The following is a 17752-nucleotide window of genomic DNA, read 5'->3' as shown; positions in this document are numbered from 1 at the left end:
GACATGCCCCTCGAACAACTGCTGGAAAGCAACCGCATCTGGTCCGAATCCGTTCGCAACAACGATCCCGGATTCTTCCAGCGACTGTCGCAACAGCAGGCCCCGAAATATCTGTGGATCGGCTGCTCCGATTCGCGCGTGCCCGCCACGCAGATCGTCGACCTGCCGCCCGGCGAAATTTTCGTCCAGCGCAATGTGGCGAACGTCGTCTCGCATACCGATCTCAACTGCCTCAGCACCATCCAGTTCGCGGTGGACGTACTCAAGGTCGAACATATCCTGGTCGTTGGCCATTACGGATGCGGCGGCGTCCAGGCCGTTCTCGATCAGCGCCGCCTAGGCCTGGTGGACAACTGGCTACGGCACGTCAACGATGTCGCGGTGAAGCATGCGCCGGTGATCTCGACGCTCGTCCGGCCCGAAGTGCGCAGCGAATACCTCTGCGAGCTGAACGCCATCGAACAGGCACTGAACGTGTGTCAGACGACCGCGGTGCAGGACGCATGGGATCGCGGTCAACCGCTGTCCGTTCACGCCTGGTGCTACAGCCTTTTCGACGGACGCATCCGCGACATGAAAATGGAAGTCAGCGATCGCGGGTCGGTGCAATCGGTCTACGAAGCGGCGGTCGCGCGCATGACGAACCGCGCGGAGACCGCGCCGTGACGATCATCCATACCGATCGCGCCCCGCAGCCCGTGGGTGCCTATCCGCACGCACGACGCGTCGGCAATCTGCTGTTTCTTTCGGGCGTCGGGCCGCGTGTTCCCGGCAGCAACGACGTCCCCGGCAACCGCGTCGATGCGCAGGGCCGGCTCGTCGGTTACGACATAGAAGCGCAATGCCGGCAGGTATTCGCCAACGTACGTGCCGTACTGGAAGCCAGCGATGCGCGCTGGGAGGATCTTGTCGACGTGACGGTATACCTCACGGACATGCAGGCGGACTTCGCCGCATACAACAAACTCTACGCGGAATATTTCGCAGGCGTGGACGCCTGTCGCACGACCGTCGGCATCACTGCCCTGCCGACACCCATCGCGATAGAACTCAAGTGTGTCGCGTCGCTGACAGCACCGCTGTTGTAGGAGCGCGATTCCTGCGGCGCGAACCTATTGTTCCTTCGATGTGGCGAAAGGAATATGCGACGGGAAAGGTATAAGCAAGCGGCGGGCCCCGTAGGACCCGCCGCTCGTCACTCACTCGCCAGTGGTCTCGCTGCCGGCGGCGGGCGTAGCGGTCTTCGCGCTGGCCTTCGTACCGGTCGCCTTGGGGGCCTTGTGATGCTTGGCGGCCTTGTGATGCTTGGGAGCAGCACTCGCCGACTTCGCAGCCGGGCTCGCGGCCGGTGCGGCGTCCTGTGCGAACGCGGCACCGGAGAGGGCGATGCTGGCGGCAAGAAGCGAAGCGATAGCAAGTTTACGCATGGGAATACACCTCGATGTGAGGCCGCGGACCCGTAGGGAACTCTTCCGCTCCGGGCGGCGCGACGGCCTTAAATTGCGCCATCGCAGGCATATGCAAACTGAACGGAAATCACGTAAGTTCATGCGGAATCAGGACGCGATAACTTGCGAATGTTCCAGGCATAGCTTGAGCATATCGCCGATCAGCATCTGCACGCCGGCAGCCTTTTCCGGTAGGTAAGCGAAGCTGTCTTCGTCCATGTAATTCACCTGCGCCAGCTCCAGCTGCACGGTGCTTACGCCATCGTCTGGACGTCCATATTCGCGAGTGATGTAGCCACCCTTGAAGCGTCCGTTGACGGCGTACGAGTAATCGCTCTGCCTCGCCAACACCTGCTCGAGACGCGACTGAAGTTCCGGCACGCAACTGGTGCTGTCGGCCGTGCCGAGATTGAAGTCGGGCAACTTCCCATCGAACAGCATCGGCACATGACTGCGAATGGAATGCCCTTCCCACAGAACGACATGGCCGTGCAACGCCTTCAGCCGATCCAGCTCGACACCGATCGCGTCGTGATAGGGACGCCACCAGCGATCCACGCGTGCGGCGATTTCGGCGGCATCGGGCTCTTTGCCTTCGAGGTAAATATCGTCCCCGTTGAACATCATCGTCGGCACGAGGCCGGTTTCTTTCCTGCCCGGATACAACGCATGTCCGTCGGCGGGACGATTGACGTCGACGACGTATCGCGACGCGAAGGGCCGGAGCACGCTTGCCCCCATCTCGCGGGCAAAGTCGTAAAGCTCGGCCACGTGCCAGTCGGTATCGACCGAGCGCGTCGCACGCGGCGTCATGCGTGCCGCGATGTCGTCGGGAATAACGCTGCCATTGTGCGGCAGGCTGACCAGGAGCGGCGCGGTGCCGCGATGCAGGGTATAGGGAATCATGGGTGGAGTGTACGCCCGCGCGTTCAGCCCGGCACGCGTGCTCCCATCAGCACCATTTCCTCGGCGGATGTGGGGTGGATGGCCACGGTGGCGTCGAAATCCGACTTGCGCGCGCCCATCTTCAGGGCCACGGCGAAACCCTGGAGCAACTCGTCGGAGGCCGGCCCCAGCATCTGGATGCCCACGATGCGGGAATCCTCGCCGGTGCAGACCAGTTTGTAGACACTTTTCATGAGGCGGCCCGCCAGCGCTAGTTGCATTGGCACGAAGGACTGCTTGTATACGTGCACGTCCGCACCGTACTTGTCGCGCGCTTCCTGTTCGGACAAGCCCACCGTGGCCAGCGGCGGATGCGAAAAGACGACACTGGGAATGTTGTCGTAGTCGAGCCGGGCATCCGGCATGCCGCCGAACAGGCGGTCGGCGAGCTTCCGGCCCGCGGCCACCGCAACCGGCGTCAGCGCTTTGTTCGGCGTAACGTCGCCCACGGCGTATACGCCGGGGACATTCGTTTCCTGCCATGCGTCGACCAGCACATGACCGTGTCGGTCGACGGCCAGGTCGATGACCTCGATATCCAGCGTGCGCGTGTTCGGGTGCCGGCCGATTGCCCAGATCAGGGCTTCGTATGGCCCCGGTTGGTTGCCTTTGTCGCAGTCCAGCAGGATCGCGCCGTCCTTCTCGTGCGCGGCCGTGATCTGGCACCCGTAATGGACGCGAATACCGTGCTGGCGCATTTCGTCGCCGAGCAGGTAAGCCATCTCCTCGTCGAAACCGCCCATCAGACGGTCGCGTACGTACATGTCGACGTCGCTACCCAGCGCGCGGAGCACACCGGCCAGCTCCACCGCGATGTATCCGCCACCGACGATCGCCGTCCGTCGCGGACAGGAGCGCAGTGCGAAAAAACCATCGGATACCGTACCGATGTCGAAGCCTGGCGTATCGAGACGGTTCGGCGTCGAGCCCGTCGCGATGACGATATGTGACGCGGTCAGTTCGCGCTCGCCGGCAAGGATGCGAGTCGGCGAGACAAAACGTCCGGTTTCCCGTACGACCGTGATCTTCGACTGATCGAGCGTGCGGGCATAGGCGGCGCGGATGTTCTCGATGTATTTTTCGCGATAGGCGATGAAACGCGGCCAGTCGAGCGAGCCGGGTTTTTCATGAAAGCCATAGTCGACGGCGATCTGCTGCGCTTCGGCCATCTGCGCCGCGTACCACATCGCTTTCTTGGGTATGCAGCCGACGTTGACGCAGGTGCCGCCCAGTTTCTTCGGTTCCAGCAGCGCGACATGCGCGCCGTGCTTTGCCGCCCGTATGGCGGCGGCGAGTCCGCCGGAGCCACCGCCGAGGACGATGAGGTCGAAGGTTTCCTGCATGGGTGGGGGCTCCGGTGGCGGCGAGCCTCACGGTAGCAAACACTGTTGGATGTGGGGTGATCGCGCTCTGAAAATCACAACCCAAACCGCGCCGGCGAAAACGGCGCCGGATCGAGCACCGGCGCAGGCCCGGCGAGCAGCCCCGCCACCAGCTCCCCGGTCGCCGCCGACATGCTGATACCCAGCATCCCGTGCCCCGTCGCGAATACCAGGTTCGACCAGCGCGAACTCGGCCCGATGATCGGCACCTCGTCGACGCTCATGGGACGCCAGCCCCACCAGGGCACCACTTCGCCGCGCCCCTCCGGTTCGTGCAGGAAGGTCGCCGCGCCACGGCGCAACGCATCCAGGCGCACGTCGTTGAGGCCCTCCTCGTAACCGGAGAACTCCATCGTGCTGCCAAGCCGGTAGCCCGATGCCCATGTGGTCACGCATACGGCCGCTTCGCGCAGAACCAGCGAGTGTCGCGGCGCGCGTACGGGTGCCGCGTCGTAAGTCAGCGAATAACCCTTGCCGGGCTGCATTGGCAGGCGCAGGCCAAGCATGCGGCCGATCGGCGGCGACCAAGCGCCCAGGGCCATGACGACACGGTCGCCGGTAAAGATGCCACCCGTCGTGCGTACGTAAGTAATGCGGTTATCCGTTACGCCAAAGTGATCGACACGCGCGCCGGTTTCGATCTTGCCGCCAAGCTCCCGCACCCGTCGCGCCAGCTCCGCGACGTAGCGATCGGGGCGAAGACGCGCGTCTCCCGCGTGATATAAGCCGCCAACGACACCCTCGCGAAGTGCGGGCTCCATGGCCAGCACCTCGTCGCCGGTCATGGATTGCACGGCCATGCCAAGACGATCGAGCAGTTCGACGTGGTGACGATCCTGATCCAGTACACGCGCGCTTCGGTAGACGTAAAGCTCGCCGACCTCGTCGAACTCGCAGTCGAGTCCTTCCTGCGCGATCAGCTCGCCCATCAGCGCACGGGAGCGGGCGAGAATCGCACCGCGCGCCTCCCCCGCCCGATTGAAATCGCGCCAGGTGCAGTGCCTGGCGAAGGAAAACAGCCAGCGCAGCCGATCGAGATCCGGCCGCGGATTCACATAAAGGGGCGCGTCGCGGTGCAGCAGCGAACGCAAAGCGGTGCCGACCATACCGGGCATCGTCAGCGGCGCGGCGTGACTTGGCGTGATCGTGCCGCAGTTGCCATGGGAACTGCCCGATCCGGGAAAACCCTGTTCCAATACGCGAACCGAGACGCCCGACCGGAGCAGATACAGGGCGCAGGCGAGGCCGATCACGCCCCCGCCCAGGATCAATACGTCGCTTCGGGATGCATCCATTACGCCAGTTTAAACGCTCGTACGTCCGCGTGAAGACGCAGAGAGCCCTAACTCGCGTCTTCTCTGAACTATTCCACGCAACTAATTGATTTGCTAACCTTCCCTCGTCGCGCTCGATGCAGGGAACGTCCGATGTCCGAACTCGCCACCCACGACAGCCTCCGTCAGGCCACCCGATGGCTGCGCCTGTCCGCGGCGCTGGCCCTCTGCGCCCTGCTTGCCGCCTGCGGCAGCGCCCCGCATAAAACCTCGAAACCGTCCCGCCCCATGAACCTCGGGTGGTCGACGAAGCCCGCCGATGCGATACCGCCGGATGCGGCCAACGATGTCCTGTTCCGCGCTATCGGCCTCGTGGGCACGCCTTACCGCTGGGGCGGCAATACGCCCTCGGGCGGTTTCGACTGCAGTGGGCTGGTCAACTACATCTACATGACGTCGACCGGCCTCAAGCTGCCCCGGACCTCACAGCAGATGGCCGCACTCGACCGGCCACGGCTGGACGAAGGCGAACTCGCCAGCGGCGACCTCGTCTTCTTCGGCAAGCGCGGCGTGACGCATGTAGGCGTCTATGTTGGCAAAGGCCGCTTCGTCCACGCGCCCAACTCCGGCGGTACGGTAAGGCTGGACAATCTGGACGGCAGCTACTGGCGCGACAACTTCGTCTATGGGAAGCGTGTCCTGAACTGAATGGCGGGCAACGAAACAGGCATCTTCACAAAATATATATTGTGCACAATTTAATTGCGTGCTTTCATGCCACCCCATGAAAGCCACCCTCCGCCTCGACGACCAGCTCTGCTTCGCGCTCTATGCCGCCTCGCGCGCCATGACCGCGACGTATCGACGCTTGCTGGAGGAGCTTGGCCTCACCTACCCGCAATACCTGGCCATGCTGGTGCTGTGGGAGCGCGACAGCCTTACCGTGGGTGAACTCGGCGAACAGCTGTTGCTCGATTCGGGCACGCTCACACCGCTGCTCAAGCGCCTGGAATCCGCCGGGCTCGTTTCCCGGGTTCGCCGCCCAGAAGACGAGCGCAGTGTGCTTATCACCCTTACCGATGCCGGCCGCGCCCTGCGCGACAAGGCCAATCCCATCCCCGATCAGTTGCTATGCCAGACCGGCATGGCACCGGAGGACGTCATCCAGTTGCGCGAGGAACTGAAAACGCTCACCGCGCGTCTCGTTACCGACACTTCAAACGAAGGAAACACGCCATGACGATTGCCAAAGTTAATGTCATCTACACCGCCGAAGCCACGGTCCACGGTGGTCGCGAAGGTCACGTCGAAAGCAACGACGGCCTGATCAAACTCGACCTGCGCCTGCCGAAGGAAATGGGCGGCAACGGTGGCGGCAGCAACCCGGAACAGCTGTTTGCCGCGGGCTATGCCGCTTGCTTCGAAGGCGCCGTCCGCTTCGTGGCCGGCCAGCGCAAGGTCGCCCTTAAGGACCCGTCGGTCCACGCCAAAGTGGGCATCGGCCCGCGCGAGCCGACCGGCTTCGGCATCAAGGTCGAGCTGGACGTCAGCCTGCCGGGCGTCGATCCTGCTGTCGCACAGGAAATCGTCGACACCGCGCATAACGACATCTGCCCGTATTCGCACGCCACGCGCGGCAATGTGGACGTGACGATCAAGCTGGTCTGATCGAGGTTCGACTGAAACGAAAACGGCGCCCTTGAGGCGCCGTTTTCGCTTCAACCCCAAACGCTATCGCGTCAATGAGCCGCCTTGCCGTCCTCGCCCGGGTGGGCGTGACCGTGCTTGATTTCTTCTTCCGAAGCGTCGCGCACGCCGACCACATCGACATGGAAGTTCAGCGTCTTGCCAGCCATCGGATGGTTGAGATCGACGTCGATGACCGACATGCCGACCTTCTTCACCACAACGACGCGCTGGCCGCCTTCCTTCAGCGACAGAATGGTGGAATCGCCCACCTTCAGCTTCGCGCCATTCTGGAAGAACTTCTTCGGCACACGCTGGGTCATGCCGTCCTGGCGCGGACCGTAGCCGTCCTCGGGCGCGATTTCGATGTCGAGCGTGTCGCCCGCCGACTTGCCTTCCAGACCCGCTTCCAGCCCCGGAATCAGCTGGCCGTGCCCCAGAAGGATCCACAACGGCTCGCCCGTCTCTTTGGAGCTTTCGACCTGCTCGCCATTCACGCCCAGCGTGTAATGGAACGTGATGACCTTGTCCTTGCCAGCCTGCATGGGTGTTTCCCGACCATATTCAAACCGCGGATGTTAGCGGGCAGGCGCCCCGGCGTCACGCCGGATCGCTCCCCCGCCTGCCGAAACGGACACCCCGGGCCTCGGGCCCCAACCACAGCAGCAGCGTCAGCAGGATCGCCACGCCCGCGATCCATATCGACATCGAGAAGGCGAAATCCCCGCCACGGCGCTCCGCCATCCAGGTTTGCGCGGTCGCCGTGATGGCCGCGAGCAGGTTGCCCATCTGGTAGGCAAAACCCGGCAACGTGCCGCGAACCGAGTCGGGGGAAAGCTCGTTCAGGTGGGTAGGCACCACGCCCCAGGCACCCTGCACCATCACCTGGATAAGGAACGCGCCAAGACCCAGCAGAAGCAGCGAGCCGCCGTACATCCACAAAGGGATAACGGGTATAGCGAGCAGCGCGGCGATCATCATGGCGCGGCGGCGGCCGATGCGTTCCGACCAGGCGCCAAACGACAGCCCGCCGACCAGCGCACCGATATTGAGCAGCGCGGTGAGCATGAACGCCGTCCCCGATCCTGCCTCGACATGCAGGTTTTCCTGCACGAAGGTCGGATACATGTCCTGCGAGCCGTGGCTGAACATATTGAACGCCGCCATCAGCAGCATCAGGTAGACGAAGCGCATCCAGTGTCCGCGCATCGATACCATCACGCTCTGACGCGCTTCATGGCGACGCCCTTCCCAGACGGGGGACTCCGGCACTTTCCGGCGAATGTAGACGACCAGCAAGGCAGGCAATGCGCCGACAATGAAGAGCCCTCGCCAGCCGATGTGGTCCACGAGCAGCCAATTCGCCAGGGCCGCGAGGAAGAACCCGCAGGGGTAGCCACTTTGCAGCAGGCCGGAGACGAGCCCGCGCGATTTGGCGGGAATCGACTCCATGGCGAGCGCCGCGCCAAGGCCCCACTCGCCGCCCATCGCGATGCCGAACAGGAAGCGCAATCCAAGCAGGACGCCCAGCGTGGGCGCAAAAGCGCAGGCCACCTCCAGGATGGAGAACAGCACGATGTCGAACATCAGGACAGGCCGGCGCCCGTAACGATCCGCGAGCCGCCCGAAAATCAGCGCGCCCAGCGGCCGTGCCGCCAGCGTCAGGAACAACCCGTAGGTCACCTCGCTCTTCGGCACGTTGAATTCGTGCGCGACCGCGACGATGACGAAGGTCAGCAGAAAATAATCGAAGGCATCCAGGGTCCAGCCGAGGAAACTGGCGAGAACCGTATGTCTCTGCGTGCTGTCGAGGTCACGCAGGGCGGCGGGCAACAGCATCTGACATACTCCTCGGCGGCGGGCCGCGCCGAGGCTAGCACATGCGCGGACGGCTCCCGAGGCCAAGAGATGCGACGCATCTCTCACGGCGATATAACACCGCGACACTAAACTGATTCACGCCATTTACGACAGAACGGAGGACTCATGAAGAATTCGCTCTCGCTCGTCTCGCTCACTCTCGCAGCCGCACTGTGTGCCAATGTGGCCATGGCGCAGAACGCGCCCGCCCCGACCGGAAGTTCCGATAGCGGCGCGCCCTCTTTCTCCGAGCTCGACAAAGACAACAAGGGTTATATCGTCCGCAAGGACGTTCCCAAGGATGTCTCTGCCCTCAAGGAACTGCGCGCGCACTTCAACGAGGCCGACGCGGACCACGACGGCAAGGTGACGAGCGCGGAATACAACGCATACATCAACAAGTCGTCGACACAACACAAGCCATAAAGCCACACAAGTTGTACCGTCGTACGAGGCAGGCCGTTTCCATCGCGCGAAACGGCCTGCCGAACACAGTGATCCAGCAAGGCGAGCGCCCGTCGGCTTTCGCCGTCAATCGAGAGGTGATTCACGATGAAACGCCAGTACTCGTTCATGATTGCGCTACTCGCCACCACGCTTGCCTTCGCGGCCCAGGCACAAGCTGCGACACCGGGCACCCACGACGTCGACTTATCGGCAGCCACCGACGGTCCCGTGCCCGCTCATCCGAAAATCGTGCCGTCTTTCGAGTCGCTCGATAAGGATCACGATGGCTATATACGCAGAGCGGATATCCCGAAGGACGAGCCTCGTCTCGCGGAGTTGCGCGCGCATTTCGACGAAGCATGGCCGGTGTTGGACAAGATCACCGCGAAAGATTACTACCGGTATCTGGCCCGCCGCGAACACCGCAGAAGCGCCCCCGTCGCTAGTCAACGTCCGTGAACCAGCTCGTAATGACGGCAATTATCGCCGAAGGGAAACATCTCCTACATGGTTCTCGATAGCCCCACGAGGCGACGCATAGCCTCACGCTTCAGCAACCGGGGCGATCGGTTTTATATCCACGGCAAGCTTGCCACCGACCCGGTATATGCCGCTGCCGCCGCCGCTATCGCCGGGCGGCGGCACCCCATGCTGGACATCGGATGCGGACTCGGGCTGTTAGGGCATTACCTGCATGCCTGCAACGTACTCGACGGTTACGTCGGGCTCGATCATGACGCCCGCAAGATTGCTAACGGTATAGAAGCCGCCAAGCGCGCGGGCCTCGGAAACTCGTTCGCCTTTCACAACGCCGACGCCACGACGCCCCAGCCCGTACGCGGCCACGTCGCCATGCTCGACGTCCTGCACTACCTCCCGGCGGAAAGGCAGGGCGACCTGCTGCGTTTCGCCATCGACCATCTCGCCGACGATGGCGTGCTGATCCTGCGCAATGTCATCCGGGACGGGTCCTGGCGCTATCGCGCGACAGTCTGGGAGGAATGGTTCATCAAGACGGTGCGCTGGATTCCGGAGGGCGCCCAGTATTTCCCTACCGAGGACGATATCCGCGGGGTTCTGGAGGAACGATCGATCCGCGTGAACTTCACGCCCTTGTTCGGCCGCACCCCCTATAACAGCTACCTGATGGTCGCCCACCGTTAGTCATCAATAACTTACGAGGCGCCGTTCAGGCAGGGAATGACTTGTGCACTGCGACAAGGTATACTCGCCTCCGTCTTGCCGTCGCTCCGACTCCCTTGCGAACCTCCGGCGTGGATTCTTCCCCGCCCGTTCCCCCGCCCTCGGCAGCGCGCAAGACACCGACCAGCCACCCCTCCGGTGCGCGGTCGCCAATTCATAACTCGCAGCGCGGTTTCAGGGAACGCTCCGGGTACAAGCAGGAGCTTCTCCATGTCTTTCGAATCGCTGGGCCTTGCGCCCGCGTTGCTGCGTGCCTTGTCCGAAGCCGGATACGAAACGCCCACTCCCATCCAGGCCGCCGCCATCCCCGTGGTGCTGGCCGGTCAGGACATCATGGCCGCTGCCCAGACGGGTACCGGCAAAACCGCCGCTTTCGCCCTGCCGTTGTTGCAGAAGCTCGCCGGCGACGATCGCGGCGAAGGCCGTCGTCCGATCCGTGCGCTCGTCCTCACCCCGACGCGCGAACTCGCCGCCCAGGTGCAGGAAAACCTGCGTGACTACGGTAAGTACGTACGCCTTTCCAGCACCGTGATCTTCGGTGGCGTCGGCATGGGTAACCAGCTGAACGCCCTGCGTCGCGGCGTCGACGTCGTCGTCGCCACGCCGGGTCGCCTCATCGACCATATGCAGCAGCGTTCGATCGACCTGTCGAAGGTCGAAGTGCTTATCCTGGACGAAGCCGACCGCATGCTCGACATGGGCTTCCTGCCCGCGTTGAAGCGCATCCTCGCCGCCGTGCCGCGCCAGCGCCAGACGCTGCTGTTCTCGGCCACGTTCGCGCCGGAGATCAAGGCGCTTGCCCAGCAGTTCATGCGCGAGCCGAAGGAAATCTCGGTCTCGCCGGCCAACACGGTCGCCAACACCGTCACGCATCATGTGCATCCGGTCGACGCCACCGCCAAGCGCGACCTGCTGCTGCACCTGCTCTCGGCCGACAGCCGTCGCCAGACGCTGGTCTTCAGCCGCACGAAGCACGGCGCCGACAAGCTCGTCCGCTTCCTCGAAGGCGCCGGTCTGCGCTCCGCCGCCATCCACGGCAACAAGAGCCAGAACGCGCGCACGAAAGCGCTGTCCGACTTCAAGACCGGTCGCGTGACCGTCCTTGTCGCGACGGATATCGCCGCGCGCGGTATCGACATCGACCAGTTGCCGATCGTCATCAACTTCGACCTGCCCATGGTCGCGGAAGACTATGTGCACCGCATCGGCCGCACCGGTCGTGCCGGTTCCGAAGGCCAGGCTATCTCGCTGGTCAGCCATGACGAGTCCGGTCTGCTGCGCGACATCCGTCGCCTGCTGAATACCGATATCGCCATCACCAACGTTGCCGGTTTCGAGCCGAGCCATCCGCTGCGTCTCGACGCCGGTGCGCCCCGCCCGAAACAGCAGCAGCAGCGTCAGGCACGTCCGGCTGGTCAGGCTCGTGCGAACAGTGGCGCTCCGCGTCCGGCATCGCATCGTCCGCACGGCCATTCCGGCGCCAGCACCGGCGAAGGCAACGGCAACCACAAGCGTCGCCGTCAGCGTCGTCCGGGTGGTTCGGCCAGCAGCAAGGCCTGATCCAGCGCGCCTGCCCACGCAGGCGCCCGCCGGCACGGAAACCGCATGGCGATCATGTCGCCATGCGGTTTTTCATATCTAACCTTCCGCCCTGACTTTCGCGGTAAGGACGTGGTCTTCCCACAGTCCGTCGATTTTCAGGTAACGCTTCGCATAGCCTTCGCGCTCGAAGCCAAGCCGCTCAAGCAGTCGCCCGCTACGTTCGTTTCGAGGCATGTAATTGGCCATGACGCGATGGAAATCGAGCGGACCGAACGCATAGCGGATGGCAGCATCCAGAGCTTCGAACATCAGCCCTTTTCCTTCGTGACGCGCCGCCACGCCATAGCCAAGATGGCAGGCCTGGAACACGCCACGCACGACATTGGCCATCGTAAAACCCGCGATCATCTCGTCGCTGTCGGGCGTCAACACGACGAACGGATAGGCGCGGTCGGCGCGGGCGGCTTCAAGACCGGCTTCGATCGTCTGACGGCATCCTTCCAGCGTGTAATGCGCCGTCGTGCGCAGCGGTTCCCACGGTTCGAGGTGCTGGCAGTTTTCCGTGCGATAGCGAAGCAACAGTGGCGCCTCGTCCGGTTCGAGCAGACGAATGATGGTGCGCGCGGTGCGCATCCGTACTGGCTCGGTCATGTCAGGCAAGCGCCGCGGCATGATGACGCAGGTGGTCTTCGACAAAAGTCTGGATGAAGTAGTACGAGTGGTCGTAGCCACGATGCATACGCAGGTCGAGCGCCTGGCCAGTGCGCAGGCATGCGGTTTCGAACAGCTCGGGTTTCAGCTGGTTGTCGATGAAGGCATCGGCTCCGCCCTGATCGATCAGGATCGTGCCGGGAAAGGTGCCCCGCGCGAGCAGTTCCGTCGCGTCGTATCCGGCCCAGTGCGCGCGATCCTTCCCAAGATAGCGGCCGAAGGCCTTCTCGCCCCAGGGCACCTGCGCGGGTGCGACGATGGGCGAGAACGCGGACACGGAACGGTATCGATCCGGATTTTTCAACGCGATGCCCAGTGCGCCATGGCCGCCCATCGAATGGCCGAGGATGCCCTGACGCAGCGGGTCCACCGGGAAGTTCCCGGCGATAAGCGCGGGCAACTCGTTCGCAACGTAGCTGTACATGCGGAAACGGTCGGCCCAGGGCACTTCGGTCGCATCCACGTAAAAACCGGCGCCCTCACCGACTTCCCAGTCGCCTGTCGCGCCTTCGTAACCCGTGTCGCGCGGGCTCGTATCGGGCATCACCAACGCGATACCAAGCTCGGCGGCCACGCGCTGGGCGCCCGCCTTGATGGTGAAGGTTTCGTGGGTACAGGTCAGGCCAGCGAGGCAATACACCACGGGAACCCGGCCCTGCGCGGCGGCCGGAGGCACGAAAACGGCAAAGCGCATCGTGCCGCCGCATTCGCGCGACTCATGGCTGTAGAAGCCTTGCGTACCGCCGAAGCAGCGCTGTTCCGACGTCGTTTGGATCATAGGCATCCCGACTTCCCTTCTTATCCGAACCCAACATCTGAGTTTAACCCTGAACACACCACATTCCGTCACAAAAACAAAGCGTTCGACAGCTATCGCTGGTAGAATATTCTCACCGCCTGGCGTACAAGACGCCGGTGTGCCCCGCTTCGAGGTCGCCATGTCATCCCCTGATTCAGATAACGCTCCGGCACAGCCCGGTTTCAGCGCGCTCGCGCTCGACGAAAAAGTCATGCGCGCGTTGATCGCCGTCGGCTATGAAGTTCCTTCGCCGATCCAGGCCGCCACCATCCCGCCGCTGCTCGAGGGCCGCGACGTTATCGGTCAGGCGCAGACCGGTACCGGCAAAACCGCCGCTTTCGCCCTGCCGGTGCTGTCGCGCATCGACGTACGCCCGGGCAAGCCGCAGGCGCTGGTACTCGCGCCGACGCGCGAACTGGCCATCCAGGTGGCCGAAGCATTCCAGAAATACGCGGCGTTCATGCCCGGCTTCCAGGTCCTGCCGATCTACGGCGGCCAGAGCTACGGCCCGCAGTTGCAGGGTCTCAAGCGTGGCGCGCAGGTCATCGTCGGCACCCCCGGCCGCGTCATCGACCATCTCGACAAGGGCACGCTCGATCTTTCGGCGCTGCGTTTCGTCGTGCTCGACGAAGCCGACGAAATGCTCCGCATGGGCTTCATCGACGACGTCGAGAAGCTGCTGCAGGCGACGCCGGCAGGCCGTCAGGTAGCCCTGTTCTCCGCGACCATGCCGGCGCCTATCCGCCGCATCGCGCAGACCTACCTGAAAGACCCGATCGAAGTCACGATCAAGAACAAGACCACCACCGCGGCGAACATCCGCCAGCGCTACTGGCTGGTCAGCGGCATCCACAAGCTGGACGCGCTCACCCGCATCCTCGAAGCCGAAAGCTTCGACGCGATGATCGTGTTCGCACGCACCAAGCAGGCCACCGAAGAGCTCGCCGGCAAGTTGCAGGCGCGCGGCTTCGCGGCAGCGGCCATCAATGGCGACATCGCCCAGGCCCAGCGCGAACGCGTCATCCAGCAGCTGAAGGAAGGCAAGCTCGACATCCTCATCGCCACGGACGTGGCGGCGCGCGGTCTCGACGTCGAACGCATCAGCCACGTGCTGAACTACGATATCCCGCACGACACCGAGTCGTACGTGCACCGCATCGGTCGCACCGGCCGCGCGGGTCGCAGTGGCGAGGCCATCCTGTTCGTCACGCCGCGCGAGCGTAACCTGCTGCGCGCCATCGAGCGCGCGACGCGCCAGCCCATCGAACAGATGCAGCTGCCGACCGTCGAAGCCGTCAACGATCACCGCATGAACAAGTTCACGCAGAAGATCACCGACACGCTGGCAAAGGGCGACCTGAACATCTTCCAGCAGCTGGTCGAGAAGTACGAGCAGGAACACAACATTCCCGCGATCGAGATCGCCGCCGCGCTCGCGCGTATCGCACAGGGCGATTCGCCGCTGCTGCTCGATCCGACGCCGGCGCGCCGCGAGTACACCGAGCGGCCGACCCGCGACAACGATACGCGCGACACGCGTGGCGAGCGCCCGCAACGCCCGCAGCGCGACAACGACGACCGTCGTCCGCCGCGTGAAGGCATGCGCCAGCCGCGCGCGCACGTCACCGAGCACGGTAAAAAAACCTACCGCGTGGAAGTCGGTCACGAGCACGGCGTGAAGCCGGGCAACATCATCGGTGCCATCGCCAACGAAGGCGGCATCGAAGCCCAGTTCATCGGCCGTCTGAGCATCCGCGACGAGCACAGCCTGATCGATCTTCCCGATGGCATGCCGACCGACGTGTTCACGCACCTGAAAAAGGTGTGGGTATCCGGCCAGCAACTGCGCATCAGCGAATGGGACGGCACCGAATCGCCCTCTTCGTCGTCCGCGCCGTCGTCGGCTCCGCGTCCGCCGCGTGGCAACTTCCGTCCCGGCGGCGCTCCGCATCCGCCCGGCGGTTCGCGCCCCAGTGGCGGCAAGCCGCCGCGCCGCAAGAAAGACTTCTAAGCGGAAACTGAAGTCCCGGAAGCGAAAACCGAAACCCGTGCGGCGCGCAAGTGCCGTACGGGTTTCTTCTTTTCGTGGCGCCTGCACTTTTATGCGCTTGCCAGCTTGTTATAGTCGATGCGGTTCTATCGAAAGGGGCGCCCCATGCAGACGATCCGGGGGGATCAGGTTTGCGACACACCTCGCTCGCGACGCGTCGCGGTGCTCGAGGACGATCCCGACCTGCGAGAAGGCATCCTGCTCCCGGGGTTGCGCGATTTCGGCTTTACGGTAAGCGGCGCGGGGACGGCCGCGGATCTGTACCGGCAGATGATCAGCCATAGCTTCGATATGGTCGTGCTCGACATCGGACTGCCCGATGAAGACGGACTCACCGTCGCCCGTCATCTTCGCCAGCTGTCCGATATGGGCATCGTGATGCTTACGGGGAGTCGCGGAAAGAACAACCACGTGCGCGCGCTGCAGATCGGCGCGGACAGCTACCTGCCCAAACCCGTGGACGTCGAGGTCCTTGCGGCGACCTTGCACAGCCTGTCGCGACGCATGGCGACCGCGCGCAGCGATGGCGCGGCCTCCTCCACTCCCGGCACGACACCCTGGCGTCTGGATTCGGATGGCTGGTGCCTCATCGGACCCACGGGAGGCGTTCTTGCCCTGACGGCTCCCGAACGAGGTTTATTGCAGGCACTCATGACCGCCAACGGGCAGCCCGTCGCGCGCGAAACATTGATCGCGACGCTCTGCAACGACGTGTACGCCTTCGATCCGCATCGGCTGGAAATGCTTGTCTACCGGCTCCGGCGCAAAGCGACCGAAGCGGGTGCCGGCACGCTTCCCTTGCTGACATCGCGCGGCTCGGGCTATCTGTTCGTCGCAGGATAGGCACTGCGCTCTGTGTAGGAGCGCGACGTTGCATCACTTCACGCAACGCGCTCCGCGACAACCGGGGCCAGACCCGCACCAGCCAGCGGTAGACGGATGCGGAATGTCGTGCCTTTGCCCGGCGTGCTTTCCACTTCGATCTCGCCTCCTGCCGAAGTGACCGTGTCGTAGACCGCGGCAAGTCCGAGACCCGTCCCACAGCCCACGGGCTTCGTCGTATAAAACGGTTCGAAGACGCGTCTGGCGACATCGTCGGGCATCCCGCAGCCGTTGTCCGCGAGCATGAGCGCCACCGCACCGGGGACGATTCGCAGCGTGACGACGAAGCGTCCGCCTTCGGGCATCGCATCGCGCGCGTTGGCCGCGATGTTCAGCAGCATCAGTTCGAGCTGACCGCGATCGAGCAGAACGGGAGCATAGGTATCCTCCACATCCATCTTGACGCTGATGTCGCCGTCGAACATTTGCCGGAGCATCGGATGGATGTCGCGGATCGCACGCGAGATGTCGAAGACCTCCGGCGAAAGACGCTGCTGACCGCTGAAATTAAGCAGTTTCCGGCTTATGGAAAGTGCGCGCCGCGCCGCCAGCTCGACACCTTCGAGCGACGCGACAAGCGCGCCGGTCCCCTCATCGGCCAGTCGCTCGCGACGTCGCGCATAGCCAAGGACCACATTCAGAACGTTGTCGAAATCGTGCGCCACGCCGCTCGCGATGCGACCGGTCGCCTCCATCTTCTGCGCATGGACAAGTTGTCCCTGCGCACGCTCCCTCTCCGCCATTTCGCGCTCAAGATCGCGGCCACGCGCGTTGGATTCGGCAAGGCTGTCGCGTAACGCGGCAATCGTACGATCGAGCACGATCGCGACGACGAGATAGCTCAGCGCCATCGACACTTTCCTGCCCGGCTGCCAGTCGATGGACCCGTGCGGCAACTGTTGGAACACATCAGACAGCGTGCCGACGCAGAACACGAACATCAGCACGACGTAAACCGTCCAGAGCGTGCGCCGGCCAAGCACCAGGCCACCCAGGCCCAGCAGCAGTAATGGAAAGGGATCGTTCGAAAGCCGGTCCAGACCGATGGCTGCGTAAGCCAGCGTGGCCGAAAACAGCATCACGCCGAGGTAGGTGGTCACCGCGCGACGAAAATGACCGCGCCGTACGAGATAAAGACAGCCCCATGCGGCAACCATCATCAGGACATCCGTCACCATGTCCATCGCCAGTCCGGGCGTGGTCATGCTGTCGCGAAACGACACGAAATACAGGTGGATGACCTTGTTCAGGGGCATCAGAACGCCCATGGCGATCAGCAGCACCTGAACGAAAGGCGCATTGCGCCTTTCCACCGGGTCCGTCACGGGCACGCGTTCCAGCCACGCGCGCATGGCTCCCCACAGCTTATTTATCACCTGTCTCCCCATCCCCCGACGTGCGGTCGACCCCTGGGACACCCCCGCCGGCAACCATCGACGGGTGTGATGTTCCGTTAGGTTACGCAAGTTCGGCGAAGAACCGCAAGAACCTGTGCGTGACCTGGGTCCCAGCCTGGCCGATGC

20 protein-coding genes are annotated in these 17752 nt (G+C 63.7%); 11 read left to right on the top strand and 9 right to left on the bottom strand.

Annotated elements, in window-relative coordinates:
- The first annotated feature begins 3 nt into the window (after window positions 1–3).
- Together can and EC912_RS00590 are read left to right on the top strand one after the other, a co-directional pair.
- Window positions 4–666: a carbonate dehydratase gene (gene can, locus EC912_RS00595; RefSeq protein ID WP_132141210.1), complete on the top strand. Its 663-nt coding sequence runs from the start codon at window positions 4–6 to the stop codon at window positions 664–666.
- Window positions 663–1088 carry a RidA family protein gene (locus EC912_RS00590; RefSeq protein ID WP_132141209.1) on the top strand — a complete coding sequence of 142 codons (426 nt, stop codon included), beginning with the start codon at window positions 663–665 and terminating at the stop codon, window positions 1086–1088. The genes can and EC912_RS00590 overlap by 4 nt, the downstream gene beginning before the upstream one ends.
- Before the next feature lie 111 nt (window positions 1089–1199).
- On the opposite strand, the gene EC912_RS00585 is transcribed toward EC912_RS00590, so the two are convergent.
- From EC912_RS00585 to EC912_RS00570, 4 genes are all read right to left on the bottom strand, one after another.
- A complete protein-coding gene (locus EC912_RS00585; RefSeq protein WP_132141208.1) occupies window positions 1200–1427 on the bottom strand; it encodes a hypothetical protein in 228 nt (75 codons plus the stop codon).
- Between the two features lie 129 nt (window positions 1428–1556).
- On the bottom strand, window positions 1557–2354 hold the full coding sequence (gene hutG / locus EC912_RS00580; RefSeq protein ID WP_132141207.1) for an N-formylglutamate deformylase: 798 nt from the start codon (window positions 2352–2354) through the stop codon (window positions 1557–1559).
- A gap of 23 nt (window positions 2355–2377) precedes the next feature.
- Window positions 2378–3736, bottom strand: coding sequence for a glutathione-disulfide reductase (gene gorA / locus EC912_RS00575; RefSeq protein WP_132141206.1), 1359 nt, complete (start codon window positions 3734–3736; stop codon window positions 2378–2380).
- A 74-nt stretch (window positions 3737–3810) separates the two neighbouring features.
- Entirely contained in the window at window positions 3811–5070 is a 1260-nt protein-coding gene (locus EC912_RS00570) for an NAD(P)/FAD-dependent oxidoreductase (RefSeq protein ID WP_132141205.1), read from the bottom strand.
- Window positions 5071–5202: 132 nt separating this feature from the next.
- Here EC912_RS00570 and EC912_RS00565 point away from each other — a divergent pair, with 132 nt between their 5' ends.
- The 3 genes from EC912_RS00565 (at window position 5203) to EC912_RS00555 (ending at window position 6717) form a co-directional block, all read left to right on the top strand.
- Window positions 5203–5757 carry a C40 family peptidase gene (locus EC912_RS00565; protein ID WP_132141204.1) on the top strand — a complete coding sequence of 185 codons (555 nt, stop codon included), beginning with the start codon at window positions 5203–5205 and terminating at the stop codon, window positions 5755–5757.
- Between the two features lie 76 nt (window positions 5758–5833).
- Window positions 5834–6289, top strand: coding sequence for a MarR family winged helix-turn-helix transcriptional regulator (locus EC912_RS00560; protein WP_132141203.1), 456 nt, complete (start codon window positions 5834–5836; stop codon window positions 6287–6289).
- Window positions 6286–6717 (top strand): organic hydroperoxide resistance protein, encoded by a 432-nt coding sequence (locus EC912_RS00555; protein WP_132141202.1) that lies wholly within the window; start codon window positions 6286–6288, stop codon window positions 6715–6717. The genes EC912_RS00560 and EC912_RS00555 overlap by 4 nt, the downstream gene beginning before the upstream one ends.
- A 71-nt stretch (window positions 6718–6788) precedes the next feature.
- Here EC912_RS00555 and EC912_RS00550 read toward each other — a convergent pair whose 3' ends face one another.
- Window positions 6789–7280, bottom strand: coding sequence for an FKBP-type peptidyl-prolyl cis-trans isomerase (locus EC912_RS00550; RefSeq protein WP_132141201.1), 492 nt, complete (start codon window positions 7278–7280; stop codon window positions 6789–6791).
- 55 nt (window positions 7281–7335) lie between these two features.
- Complete coding sequence (locus EC912_RS00545; protein ID WP_132141200.1) at window positions 7336–8574, bottom strand: MFS transporter; 1239 nt, start codon at window positions 8572–8574, stop codon at window positions 7336–7338.
- 147 nt (window positions 8575–8721) lie between these two features.
- Here EC912_RS00545 and EC912_RS00540 point away from each other — a divergent pair, with 147 nt between their 5' ends.
- From EC912_RS00540 to EC912_RS00525, 4 genes are all read left to right on the top strand, one after another.
- On the top strand, window positions 8722–9021 hold the full coding sequence (locus tag EC912_RS00540; RefSeq protein ID WP_132141199.1) for an EF-hand domain-containing protein: 300 nt from the start codon (window positions 8722–8724) through the stop codon (window positions 9019–9021).
- Between the two features lie 126 nt (window positions 9022–9147).
- Complete coding sequence (locus EC912_RS00535) at window positions 9148–9501, top strand: EF-hand domain-containing protein (protein ID WP_132141198.1); 354 nt, start codon at window positions 9148–9150, stop codon at window positions 9499–9501.
- Between the two features lie 48 nt (window positions 9502–9549).
- Entirely contained in the window at window positions 9550–10206 is a 657-nt protein-coding gene (locus EC912_RS00530; RefSeq protein ID WP_132141197.1) for a class I SAM-dependent methyltransferase, read from the top strand.
- A gap of 249 nt (window positions 10207–10455) precedes the next feature.
- Window positions 10456–11805 carry a DEAD/DEAH box helicase gene (locus tag EC912_RS00525; RefSeq protein WP_132141196.1) on the top strand — a complete coding sequence of 450 codons (1350 nt, stop codon included), beginning with the start codon at window positions 10456–10458 and terminating at the stop codon, window positions 11803–11805.
- A 78-nt stretch (window positions 11806–11883) separates the two neighbouring features.
- Here the strand turns inward: EC912_RS00525 and rimJ are convergent, their stop codons facing one another.
- On the bottom strand, window positions 11884–12438 hold the full coding sequence (gene rimJ, locus EC912_RS00520; RefSeq protein ID WP_132141195.1) for a ribosomal protein S5-alanine N-acetyltransferase: 555 nt from the start codon (window positions 12436–12438) through the stop codon (window positions 11884–11886).
- Between the two features lies 1 nt (window position 12439).
- Window positions 12440–13282: an S-formylglutathione hydrolase gene (gene fghA, locus EC912_RS00515; protein WP_132141194.1), complete on the bottom strand. Its 843-nt coding sequence runs from the start codon at window positions 13280–13282 to the stop codon at window positions 12440–12442.
- 154 nt (window positions 13283–13436) lie between these two features.
- Here fghA and EC912_RS00510 point away from each other — a divergent pair, with 154 nt between their 5' ends.
- Window positions 13437–15308 carry a DEAD/DEAH box helicase gene (locus EC912_RS00510; RefSeq protein WP_132141193.1) on the top strand — a complete coding sequence of 624 codons (1872 nt, stop codon included), beginning with the start codon at window positions 13437–13439 and terminating at the stop codon, window positions 15306–15308.
- 144 nt (window positions 15309–15452) lie between these two features.
- Entirely contained in the window at window positions 15453–16190 is a 738-nt protein-coding gene (locus EC912_RS00505; RefSeq protein WP_132141192.1) for a response regulator transcription factor, read from the top strand.
- A gap of 38 nt (window positions 16191–16228) precedes the next feature.
- Here EC912_RS00505 and EC912_RS00500 read toward each other — a convergent pair whose 3' ends face one another.
- A complete protein-coding gene (locus EC912_RS00500; RefSeq protein ID WP_165973455.1) occupies window positions 16229–17605 on the bottom strand; it encodes a sensor histidine kinase in 1377 nt (458 codons plus the stop codon).
- Window positions 17606–17752: the final 147 nt, after the last annotated feature.

Source organism: Luteibacter rhizovicinus (assembly GCF_004342265.1).
Classification (GTDB): Bacteria; Pseudomonadota; Gammaproteobacteria; order Xanthomonadales; family Rhodanobacteraceae; genus Luteibacter; species Luteibacter rhizovicinus_B.
This window is presented reverse-complemented; position numbering and strand designations above follow the sequence as displayed.